Source organism: Bacillus cereus group sp. MYBK216-1, from assembly GCF_051916495.1.
GTDB classification, from domain to species: Bacteria; Bacillota; Bacilli; order Bacillales; family Bacillaceae_G; genus Bacillus_A; species Bacillus_A thuringiensis_K.
This window is the reverse complement of the sequence record NZ_JBQAGT010000002.1, coordinates 309,350-321,939: the sequence shown is the minus strand read 5'-3', so window position 1 is coordinate 321,939 and position 12,590 is coordinate 309,350. Positions and strand designations below refer to the sequence as shown.

The window sequence follows — 12,590 nt, the reverse complement described above, 5'->3', positions numbered from 1 at the left end:
ACTAAGAATGTGATTCCGTTCCACCTTACTGCTCCTAGGCGAGTTCAGGATGTCATTTGACTATGTCGCACCAACCCATAGCTCTCTGTACAAATACATGACCTTACTACTCCTATTCAACACATTTTAATATTTAGAATATATTTTCTTTTGAAATTACTATGAAGTATATCTGTTATATTTGTAACTGTCAAGGGATATATTGATTTTTTTGTCGAAATGGTTCATATTTCAACTGACTTTTACTAAGCTTATTAGCAAAAGAAATAGTCTATATTTTCACCTTTTCAAACGAACTATAAAAAAAGAATCTTCGCGACAATCGCGAAGATTCTTTTTACGGTATAAGACGAGTACAATCTCTCGGAAAAGCACTAGCCTCTCGTACATTTGTTAATTCTAAAAGTTTATATACAACCCTTTCTAACCCAATTCCGAAACCTCCATGTGGTGGACAACCATATCGAAATGTATTTAAATAAGATTGAAATTTCTCTGGATGTAATCCTTTTTCTTTAAACGAAGCGAGTAACATTTCATGATTATGAATCCGCTGTGCCCCTGACGTTATTTCTAACCCTTTATATAATAAGTCAAACGAATCAGTGATAGATGGATTCTCTTTATTCGGCATCGTATACATCGGTCTCGCTTCTTTCGGATAATGTGTAATGAAAACAAATTCACTATTATATATTTCCTTCACATATTTCCCTAGTAACTTCTCACCCTCTGTATCTAAATCCTCTACAGGAGATTCTTTACGATACTTACTTTTCAAAATTTCTTGTGCTTCTAACAATGTGATTTTCGGTATTTCAGTAATAACAGGTACTTCTATTTGTAATAGTTGTAGTTCTTTTTCACATTTTTTTGCTACTTGTTGAAACATATATCGTAAAACATCCGTTTCTAGTTGCATCACTTCATAAAAATCATGAATAAATCCAAGCTCTACGTCTAACGATATATATTCATTCAAATGACGGGAAGAATTATGGTGTTCCGCTCTATATACAGGTGCAATTTCAAAAACTCGTTCTAGTCCCCCAGCCACCATCATTTGCTTATAGAACTGTGGTGATTGTGCTAAATAAGCTTCTCTTTGGAAGTATGGAAGCTTAAAAACATTCGCTCCTCCTTCTGCCCCTTGCGAAACAATTTTTGGCGTAAATATTCGTGTGAAATCATTCTCTATTAGAACTTCACTAAAGCTCTGAACGAGTGTAGATTTTACTTTAAAAATCGCTGCAGTTCGCTCATGTCTTAATGAGAGTACCCGCTCATTAAGTAGTTGATCTAAGCCAACTTGTAACTTCTTTTTATTTATTTCAAATGGAAGTGGTTCTGCACCGTTTATTACTTTCACTTCATGAGCAAGTACTTCAACACCTAATTCTGTTTTCGACGTCTCGACTATTTCACCAATTACATGGACGATACTTTCTACATCAACTTTATATCCAGCCAATTCATTTTCTAATACACATTGAATTACTCCTGTTCTGTCCCGTAATAATAAAAAACTAACATTTCCAAGATGTCGAATCTTTTTTACCCATCCTTGAAGTAATACAACCTTTCCACTTTGCTTTGTACATTCTTTTGTGAGTGAACGCTTCATTATTGAATCCATTATTTTTCCCTCCAGTAATTTTATATTTATTTACGTTATTGTTGTCATCGTCATCATCCACGGTCACTCACCCCCTTTCAAAGAATACAAAAATCCGCCCCTATAAATAGGGACGGATTTTTTCCGCGGTACCACCCAAATTGTCATACTGACCATCTTAGCCCTGATAACGGTAGGTACCGTTTGCTTTTACTAATAATCACGTTCAAAGCAACACTCACAGGTGTCTTTCCATCATGCGGTATCGCAACCTTCCCAGCAACCGGCTGCTCTCTGTAGACCTTTGCACCATGTACTTTTCCTGATCATCACTTTTTATATTTACAGAGTATTCTAACTCCTTACCTTATAAAACGCAAGCTTTTTTTGAAACATTCTGGTTTTATAACTCCTAACTTCTTCTAAAGTGTGAAAAGTTAATTTTGTAATACATATTCTTATGTATTAAATCCAAAATTACACCTTTCATATTTTCCAATTTTTACATAAAAACTAATTCATTTACGCATATTAATAAAAATTTTAAAGCGAGGTGTGTATATGCAAAAAGCAATTAGTTTCTTTCTCCTTTTGTTTTGCTTAATTGTAGTAAACGAAACGTATGCCTATTCACCAAAATCTTTACCAATCTCTCAAAACTCTGATCAATGGCAAGTGAATATTGATAAACCGAAAAAAACAAACAAGAATATGCTTCAAGCTAAAAAAGAGGAATTTCAAACATATCATTTTTCAGTAAAGAATGTCGGGAATAGTGAAGTATATAATGTAAATGTCGAAGTATTCCGCAACGAACCAAATAAGAAAACGAAATATGAACTCTTTTCCCTAAAGGAAAGTCGTTTGGCAAGTGGAAAAACTGGATTTGAACACGCTAATTTACCCGTTGCTACAAAAGCAGATGAAGTTGATGTTATTATTACATGGCAAGAACACCCATTCCGATCGATGCGAAATGGTCAAAAAGTTGAATCTAGAAAATTTAAAGAGCATTTTGTTTTTAAAGAAGCTAAAAAGTAAATGGGATACGGATATATTCACACTATCATTGATATAGCTTTACTTACTAGTACCAGCTCTTAAGCAAATTAAAAAGTCGTGGCTTATAAATGCCACGACTTTTTATATTAATTCGTACTAATGCCTCTCGCTGCCCAAATGCGATCGATATCAGCAGCATGTTGTCCGCCATATAAAAGAGCATCCGCTTGCTTAATCGCTTTCGCTCCATCACTGAATTTAGAGTTTGGTGTTAATGACCAGTGTGATTGTAAAATGATTTTTGTTGCTACATCACGGCCAAAAGTTTGTGCCATTTCGTATTGACCTTGTGACCAAATTTCACCGTCAGCATGTACTTGATTTTTTATATCTTTCGGATACACTTTATTCGTATCTAATCGGCGTAAGCACGTTGGATCTGAACTAGAGTAAGCTGCCGCATCCCACTCTCCAACACATGCTTTTCCATATCCTGTTGTCGATACAGCATCTTCATACGTAGCACCTAAGAAGTCACCAAATCCTTCTCCCATCGCTCCGCCTTCTGTTGAACTACCAAAGCCAGGAACTTGGTTATCTTGGATCGAATGTCCGTATTCATGTGCGATAATTCCAGCATCTTCTGCATCATCAACACCGCCAGTACCAAATGTTAAAGCTTTCGTTGTCGGTGAATAGAATGAGTTATCAGCTGTTGTTCCATTCACATTCACTTTAATCGAACGATTATTAATATTTTTAAACCCTAGACTTTGAATATAACGTTGCAATGTATCAATATGATAATATGACATTACATCTTCAAAGCTATCATTTGCACGTGTATAGTTGAATTGTAAGTTTGTAGATTTTGTTCTCGCTTTTGAAGAAATCGTTACATACTCTCCAATTAAAAAACCTGTCCCATCTAAGCCTTTTAAAGTAACAGTTTTTAATTGGTTCGTTAGCGCTGTAGAATCTGCATCATTATTATCTTTTAATCCCACTAAACTCCCGCTTGATACGACAGGGTTAGGTAAAAATACTTTTCCTGTTCCTTCTACTTTTCGGTTTATATCAACTTTTTTAATTAACTTTCCATTTTCTGCATCAATAAATGTTTCCCACGCACCAAATGGATTATTAGAATGGACTACAACTTTATATACTGGACGAGCAATTCCTTCTTCAACAATATATCCGAATTCTTTATCTGTAGGAGCCCATAAATTTTGCTCACTTGCTTCTCCAACATACGCCATTGATTTTTGTATTGCATCTTTTTCACTAATTTTTGTCGTTACTTCCTTCACACCTGTAACAGGCTGATAATCAGAAACAGCGAGTACTCCCTTTCCCTCTCCGTTAAGCGTAACTGTTATTTGTTTTGAAAATACAGGTGCACCATTAACAACTTGTTGGAACCTAACATATGAAGCTACTGATGTTTCTGTTGTAGAAATATATTGCAAGTCTGAAAGATCTGTTTTCAATCCATACTGCGCAGCATTTTCTTTTAAATATTCAGTTGCTTTTTTCTGCGGTGAATAAGCTTCTAACTTTACTTGCTGTTGTTTTTCCAATGCCGAAACCGTAGAAATTGTCCCCATTACTAACGGCACAGTCATTGCCATTGCCACCATTTTTTTATTAAACATAGAACCACTCCCCCTAATAAAGTAGCTCAACCTTATCCCATTACCACTAGGCAATCATTCCCCGCAAAACGGATGGATAAAAATTGAATCTACGAGTAATTCTCTATGAACACTTCTATTACCTTTCCATTTAGAGTAAGTGAAATTTTCTCAATATTTATGTATGAATTGAACACAATACTGTAGAAATATATTTCTACGGTATTGTGTTCGGTACGCTATAAAAAAAGACAATTGCTAGTGGTCCTATCGAATGTATAGTCAAATAAATTCTAATCATACAAAAAAGGAAGTTGGAATCATTCCAACTTCCTTTTTTCTTTAATTAGCTGCACTTAATTTAATTCTAAGTTTTGTTTCACCTAAAGAAAGTTCATCGTCTTCGTTCGTTAAGTTACCAAATGTAAATTGTTTAACGAGTAAGTTTTCTTCCAATAAATCTTTATGGTTCGTTAACGTTCGCTGTAGTTCTTCTTCTGTATCAAGAATAATATCGACTCGTAAATTAACTGGTAAATTCAACTGTTTACGATATTCTTGAACCGCACGAATGAATTCACGCGCTACTCCTTCTTGTAACAATTCTTCCGTTACATTCGTATCTAACATAACTGTATATTGTCCGTTAGTCGTATTAGAGAATCCTGATTTTGCAACTTTCTCAACTAACACATCGTCAGCAGTTACAACTACTTCTTCTCCTAGTGTTGCTTCGTAAACTGCTCTTCCTGTTGATACAAAGTTTTGTACTTCTTCTTGTGATAATTGTTTTAGCCAACCATTCACTGCATTCACATTTTTACCGAATTTTGGCCCCGCTGTTTTAAAATTAAGCTTCAATTGATATGATGTGTATTTTGTTTCATCGAGTTCAACATGGAACGCTTTTACATTTAACTCATCCATAACGATATCACGATAAGATTCCCAATCCATATCATTCTCGTTATGCTCAAGTAATACAAGTTCTGCTAGCGGCTGTTTTACTTTTAAAGAATGCTGATTACGGTTACTTCTTCCAAGTTCAACAACTTGTAAAACAGCATCCATTTCCGCTTCTAATTTCGGTTGAAGTAGTGATTCATTTACAACTGGATAATCGGCTAAATGAACGCTTCTTCCTTCTAAATTCAGATGAATGTCTTCCGCAACAAACGGTGTAAATGGTGCAATTAATTTACTAATTGTTACAAGCACTTCATGAAGTGTCTCATACGCAGCTGCTTTCTCAGCGTTCATACCAGATTCCCAGAAACGATTACGTGAGCGTCTTACATACCAGTTACTCACTTCATCTACAAGTGCTGCAATTTCACGAGCTGCATTCGTAAATTGATAATCATCAAGTGCAGTTCTCACTTTTTTCGTTGTACTATGCAATCTTGATAATACCCATTCGTCTAATTTCGTAAGCTTTACATCATACGTTTCTTTCGGATTATACTCATCTAAATTTGCATATAAAACGTAGAAGCTATACACATTCACTAATGTATCTACAAATTTAGATTTCGCTTCCAGTACTGTTCTTTCAGAAAAACGCTTCGCATTCCACGGGGCACTATCAACAAGTAAAGCCCATCTTAGCGCATCTGCACCAAATTTATCTACTAAATCAACTGGATCTAGTGCATTTCCTTTGCTTTTAGACATTTTCTGCCCTTCTTCATCTAAAACATGCCCTAGTGATAACACTCGTTTATACGGTACTTTTCCTGTATATAGTGCTGATACTGCTAATAAACTATAAAACCAGCCGCGTGTTTGATCAATTCCTTCTGCAATAACATCCGCTGGAAACTGCTCTTCAAATAACTCTTTATTTTCAAATGGGTAATGATATTGTGCAAATGGCATAGAACCACTATCAAACCAAACATCAATCACTTCTGGTGTACGATTCATTGTGCCTCCGCATTTCCCGCAGCAGACTTGCACTTCATCTACATAAGGCTTATGCAATTCCAAATCTTCTGGTGTTTCTTTCGTACTATGCTTTCTTAATTCGGCAATGCTTTTCGGTGCGAACTGATGATCACAACTTTCACATTCCCATACATTCAATGGCGTTCCCCAATATCTATTTCGGCTAATATTCCAATCTACCATATTTTCTAAAAACTTACCAAAACGTCCATGTTTCATATGATCCGGATACCAAGTAACAGAATCATTATTTTGTAAAAATGTATCTTTAATTGCAGTTGTTCGGATTAACCAACTTTCTCCTGCATAATAAAGTAGTGGTGAATCACAACGCCAGCAATGCGGATAGCTATGTTCATATTTTTCTTTATGATACAGTAAACCTTCCTTCGCTAAATAACGAACGATATCCACGTCACAATCTTTTACAAATTTCCCTTTCAAAAATGGTACTGCCTCTGTATACTCACCTTTTTCATCTACAACGTGCAAGAATGACAATCCTTCACTTTGGACAACTCTATAATCGTCCTCTCCATATGCTGGAGCAATATGAACAAGTCCTGTACCACTATCTCCCGTTACAAAATCTGCTGCAATAACGCGGTAACCATTTGTAACTTCTTTCATCGGAAATGGCGCTGTATAAGATGTGTTTAATAATTCTTCGCCTTTATGAACAGATAATACTTCATAGTTCTCTTTTAATACTTCTTGTACACGTTCTTTCGCAACAATGTATACATGACTTTCTTGTTTTGCTTTAACGTATTCTATATTTGGATGGACAGCAAGCGCAACGTTTGCTGGAAGTGTCCAAGGTGTCGTTGTCCAACCTAAGAAATACTCATTTTCACTATCTTTCACTTTAAACTTCACAGTTGCACTTAAATCTTTTACTGTTTTATACCCTTGTGCAACCTCATGTGAGCTCAATGAGGTTTGACAGCTTGGGCAGTATGGTGAAACTCTATGTCCTTTATATAACAATCCTTTTTCATGGATTGTCCCCAAAATATGCCATACACTTTCAATATATGGATTCTTTAAAGTTACATATGGATCATCCATATCTACCCAATAACCAATACTTTCAGTGAATTCACGCCACTGCTTCTCATATGTGAAAACACTCTCTTTACACTTTTGAATAAATGGTTCAATACCATATTCTTCGATCTCATGTTTACCAGAAATACCAAGTTGCTTCTCAACGCCTAATTCTACAGGTAAACCATGTGTATCCCATCCCGCTTTTCTTAACACTTTATAACCAGCCATCGTTTTATATCTTGCTACTAAGTCTTTAATTGTTCGTCCAAGTGCATGACCTACATGCGGTAGTCCGTTCGCCGTTGGTGGTCCTTCATAAAATACGAAAGACTGTGCGCCTTCTCGATTCTGAATTGATTGTTCGAAAATATTTTGTTCGTTCCACTGTTTGCGAATTCGCATTTCTCTTCCTACAGCTGATTCTTTTACATCTACTTTTTCCATATACAATCACTCCTTTGAATATTTTAAAGCACACAAAAAACCCGTCCCTATAAAGTAGGGACGGGTTTACCCGCGATACCACCCTAATTCTATTAGCTTTTTCACTAATAGCACTTAGCAACGTACTATCATACGTGTTCTTTGTAACGGTAGACATCCGTCCGGGCTTACTCACTTTCAGCCTCGGCTCCTCGGAGATGATTTTCAAATAACGTCTGCACACCGGCTTTCAGCAATATACCGGCTCTCTGGAGAACAGCTCACTATTTTACTCTTTCTCGTCTTCAGATTTGTATACTTTGTTAAAAGTTATTTTATTCCATTTAGCAACTAATTGTCAACTAATTCAAAATATATCCTTATCTTTTTTCCTATTCTTATACAATTACTTTTCAAATTCTCGCAATGCTGCTAAATTTTCATCATCCTCAATAAGTTCAGCAAAGAATCCCGATTCATCCTCACGAAGGACAAATTCAAGCTCTTCCTTCGCCTCTTCATTTCTATTTAACTGTGCTAAATAACAAGCACGATCATATCTTGCTAACAAATCACTCTCGTCAATTATTAATACTTCATTTGTTATTTTTTCTGCCTTTATCGTTTGGCCGGCACCATGATATGAAGATGCTAAAGAAAGGAGAATTGCTGTTTCATTTGGATGATGTATAGAAGCATTTTCTAATACATGAATTGCCTCTTCAAATCTTTCTTGACTTTGATACATTTCTCCTAAAGCAAGAAATGCTCTACTTACAAACGGTGTTTGCTCTGTTAATTGTAAGATAATCTTTTCTGCTTTTCTTTCTTCCCCTGCTTTAAAGAATACTTGTGCTTGCAGAAGAAGAGTATCATAATCATCTGGTAGTTCTCGAACCATTTGTTTCGTTAATTCCAAAGCATCTCTTAACATATCTTCTTCCTCGCACTCAACGAAAAGATTTGCAAGTTGCTTCGCTACGTCATAATCCCATTTATTTTCTAGTGACGTGTGCAGAATCTCTATTGCTTCTTTATTCATCTCTACATTCTCATAAAATAGCGCAAATCGCTGTGCTGCCATACTATTTTTCGGATTTAACTTTAAAGAGATTTCATATAAATCAATTATCATAGTAACCATTGAAATTTCTTTCGCACGATTTTTCATACAATAAAAAGCTCTCGTAATGATAGATCGTTTCGGCTGTTCATGCAGCTGGCGTTCAATCCATATTTCCGTAACCGCAGCTGCAGCATACATGAATGCTGTACTCCTTTCTGCTTTTTTCACCTTTAACGTATGAAGAAAATCTCGTATGTTAGACAATTTTTTATGTTGCTCTACTGCTTTTACATAAACATCAAATATACGTTCATTATCAAAATCTTTTTGTATTACTTTCATTGCAACTTCAATTGCTTTTACATTTCTTTTTTTCACTAATACTTTTGCATAATGATATAGAACTTCTATATGCTCACCATCTAATTGTAGCGCGTATTCAATCTGTGCTTGTTCTTTATCTGTTTCATTCATCGCACCATGCACATATGCAATCGCATCTAAACGCCATATTTCAGGTACTTCGTCCGCTAATTGTTCTAGTTCAGTCAGCAATTCTTCCTGAAGATTCATATCTACTGAAAGCTGTGCTAAATATTCCATATTAATATGCAACGGCTCTTCTTTCATCGCCTGAACCATATGACTTTGTTCTTTAGAACGGTTTTCTTCTTTTTCGTATATTTCCGCAAGCTGTAAATGTACACCTACGAAATTCCCATCAAGCTCTAAACATGTTTCATACGCTTGTTTTGCTTCCGTCAATTGCCCTAATGCCATAAGTGTTTCACCAATTCGGTAATACGGTAATGCCGTTTCCATTTGTTCTATCGCCTTATTATATCTTTTCATCGCTTGGCCGTACTGTCCAATAGATTCATATAAAATACCTGCATAACAACCGTACTCACTTACTTCATTTCTTTCTTTGTGTAACGTTCTTAAAAATGCTATACCTCGTTGTACAAATTCCGTTCCTTTAATTCGATTCACATATTCATCTAACGCACTTGCTACATTATAATCACTTTTCTTTATACCATTTTCTAACTTAGATAGCGCTACTTTAAATCCTTCTTCATTTCCACCAAGTTCAATTTCAGCATCCCATAAAACCATTCCTGCATTCATGAGGAAATCTTGGCTCTTTTCAATTTGCTTCTCAAGACCAAGAATATATTCTTTTGCTTCCTTATATTGTTCTCTTGCCATATACACTTGTGTAAGTCCGAAGTGAGAATAAACATCCTCATCATTTTCTTCTAAAGCACGCTTATACAATACTTCTGCTTCTTCCAAGCTATCATTTTGAAAATGATAGTCACCTAATTTTACGTAAAGAGGTGCTTTATCATCACAATTCTCAATACCGTTTAATAAAATTTCTTTCGCACTTTCCTCATCCTTCAAATCAGATTCGTATATTTCCGAAAGTTTCGTATAAATGTAAGGTGCATTACTATCCAAATGAATCGCTACTTTAAGCCCTTTTATTGCTAAATATAATTTTCCTAGTTGATGTGCACATCTCGCTCGTTCATACCATACATGTGCTTCATATTTATACTCTTTTAACAAGTCATTAAAGATCTCATATGCTTCTTCATATTTTTCTAAATCTATTAATATTAAACCGTGATTTGTTAAAGTGAACCTTTCAGGACTACGCTCTAACGCAACTTGAGAGTATTGCAATGCTTTTTCAGATTGATCAATATACATATAGGATAAAGCGAGAAAACTCCAAGCAATAGGCTGATCTGCGTCTAATTGTAACGATGAACGAAAGCTTGAAATCGCTTCTAGATAACTTTCCTGTTCAAAAGCATATCTTCCGTTTATTAAATGATATAAAGCACGATTATTTTTCGTCTCAACGCTTGTCAGCATTTGCTCCGCTTTCTCTACTTCCTGAAGACGAATAAAACACTGTGCACCATGCAATTTAACAAAGTCCGAGTTCGGAAACTTTTCCATTAACTTATCGATACAATATAAAATAAATTCTTTATCTACTTCAACATCTAAGTGCTTTATCGTATATAACCACGTATTTGGATTATCACTCGTTTCTTTTAAAAATTGTACTAAGTTACTAATCCCCTCTTTGTCATGTTCATCTAAATGATCCGTAAGAGAAAAAATAGATTTAAAATAACGATTTTCTTCCTCACTTAGAAACGCTAGTTGCTCCTTCTTTTCTTTCGGAACAAACGTGATTGCTAAACAGCCTGTATAACGATATTTTTCTTGTAATTTACTATATTCCACAAGAACTGGTTCTATAAAGTTTGGATCTTGAACATAGAAAGCTTGCAATGTATCATCATATCCAGATAGAACTTGTACGTGTGAAGCATGCTCAATATCTATACTTAATAAAACAGGAATTCCTTCGTCAATCAGTCTCTTATAATTCTCTTCATTCCCTTTAAAATAACGATATTCATAACCTAATTCTTCTAAATAAGAAACAGTATCTGAAAACTTCGAACCTGTCATATCAAAAATAAACTCTGCTATTTCATCTTGTGTACGTTTCTCTCCCCATATACGCAACATCATCTCTAAACTTGTCGGAACACAATAATTATCCTTTTGTACAATAGGAACTATCGGCAAGTGAACCTTTTTTCCATCCGGATTTTTTTCTAAATTATGATATAAAGATTCTTTTAAACTCTTTTCTTCTTTTAATAGTTTTTGTAAATCTGCAAATTTATTCATTTTGTACAGTGCTTCTGCACGTAAATGTATAAAGTAAGTATTATAGGCATGATACGGCAGCTGAGTATTTATGTTATCTATTACCGCTAACATCTCTTCATATTGCTCTAAATCTAATAAATACTTTATCTTCTCAAAATGAAAATATGGTACTTGTGGGAATTTTACAATTGCATCATCGATTAACTGTATCGCGCGTTTTTGTTCTCCTTTATTCGCATACAATTGTGATAATAAATAGGTAGATAACTCTTCACAATCTTCATGCTGCATGCCAGCAATAAATTGTTCTTCCGCTTTCTCCCATTCACCTGTATACATATAAACGTAGCCCCATTTATCAAACACTGCGCGTGTACTGTACTCCTCTGCTTTTTGCATATACATTAACGCTTCTTCGTTTCGTTTCATTTCTAAAAGACATCGTACTAACGTAAAGTATGTTTTCGCTAAGAAATCTGCATCTATTTCTTCTTTACTTAACTCTTCTAAAGAAGATTTTAACAACTGCTCTGCTTCAAGAATTTTCCGCTCATCAATTAACTCATCACAATATAAAGAGAGCGTTCTCATATTTGGGAATTTTTTATAAGCGTAACGAATGAGGAATGAACTGTATTGGTGCATAAGCCCTTCATCAGTAAGGCGAATTAATATATCGAGCTCCTTATGCGAAGGAATATTGGCCAGCCAATTCTTCACATAGGATAAAGTATTCGTTTCTTTTATATATGCAATTTCATTATTTATTTCCTGTAATCCATCTACAAATCTCTTGTCTTTTAAACAAGTTTCTAACTGCTTAAAATCTAGCATGCATTCACCTCGAATTTATATTTAAACTGCTACTTGCTTAGATTTTACACACCATATAGTATGTATTCAACTAAAATCTCTTATAATGGATCGTATTAATTAATATTATTCAAATTTATAACAAAATATAGTAAAAATGATTGTTTTTCTCCGTATTTTGTTTAATTATATGGAATAACGTAACATGCAATTTTAATCTTGTAGAAGCTGAAATTAGTACATAAAATTATCTCGGCGATAATTCAAATATATCAGCGATTCTTTCATTTTATCGGCGATTTTCAAATTATATCGACCGATTCTT

At 34.8% G+C, this 12,590-nt stretch carries 5 protein-coding genes and 3 other annotated features (1 of these 8 cut by a window edge); of the genes, 1 reads left to right on the top strand and 4 read right to left on the bottom strand.

Annotated features, from left to right (window positions below; all coding sequences use genetic code 11):
* Positions 1 to 129 (bottom strand) — a binding site (T-box leader) (it extends 120 nt beyond the left edge of the window).
* 208 nt (positions 130 to 337) lie between these two features.
* Positions 338 to 1,636, bottom strand: a complete 1,299-nt coding sequence (gene aspS, locus ACTFRH_RS07255; protein ID WP_000377337.1) for an aspartate--tRNA(Asn) ligase — start codon at positions 1,634 to 1,636, stop codon at positions 338 to 340.
* A 105-nt stretch (positions 1,637 to 1,741) separates the two neighbouring features.
* Positions 1,742 to 1,954 (bottom strand) — a binding site (T-box leader).
* Between the two features lie 222 nt (positions 1,955 to 2,176).
* Here aspS and ACTFRH_RS07250 point away from each other — a divergent pair.
* The gene (locus ACTFRH_RS07250) at positions 2,177 to 2,656 is read left to right on the top strand and encodes a hypothetical protein (protein ID WP_001167917.1); all 480 of its coding nucleotides are present in this window, start codon (positions 2,177 to 2,179) and stop codon (positions 2,654 to 2,656) included.
* Positions 2,657 to 2,763: 107 nt separating this feature from the next.
* Here ACTFRH_RS07250 and ACTFRH_RS07245 read toward each other — a convergent pair whose 3' ends face one another.
* The 3 genes from ACTFRH_RS07245 to ACTFRH_RS07235 all read right to left on the bottom strand — a co-directional run bounded on the left by ACTFRH_RS07245 (position 2,764) and on the right by ACTFRH_RS07235 (position 12,286).
* Positions 2,764 to 4,275, bottom strand: a complete 1,512-nt coding sequence (locus tag ACTFRH_RS07245; protein WP_000482280.1) for a M36 family metallopeptidase — start codon at positions 4,273 to 4,275, stop codon at positions 2,764 to 2,766.
* A gap of 321 nt (positions 4,276 to 4,596) precedes the next feature.
* A complete protein-coding gene (gene ileS, locus ACTFRH_RS07240) occupies positions 4,597 to 7,698 on the bottom strand; it encodes an isoleucine--tRNA ligase (protein WP_000416529.1) in 3,102 nt (1,033 codons plus the stop codon).
* 53 nt (positions 7,699 to 7,751) lie between these two features.
* Positions 7,752 to 7,992 (bottom strand) — a binding site (T-box leader).
* Between the two features lie 91 nt (positions 7,993 to 8,083).
* Complete coding sequence (locus tag ACTFRH_RS07235) at positions 8,084 to 12,286, bottom strand: bacteriocin-processing peptidase family protein (protein ID WP_000883852.1); 4,203 nt, start codon at positions 12,284 to 12,286, stop codon at positions 8,084 to 8,086.
* Positions 12,287 to 12,590 lie beyond the last annotated feature (304 nt).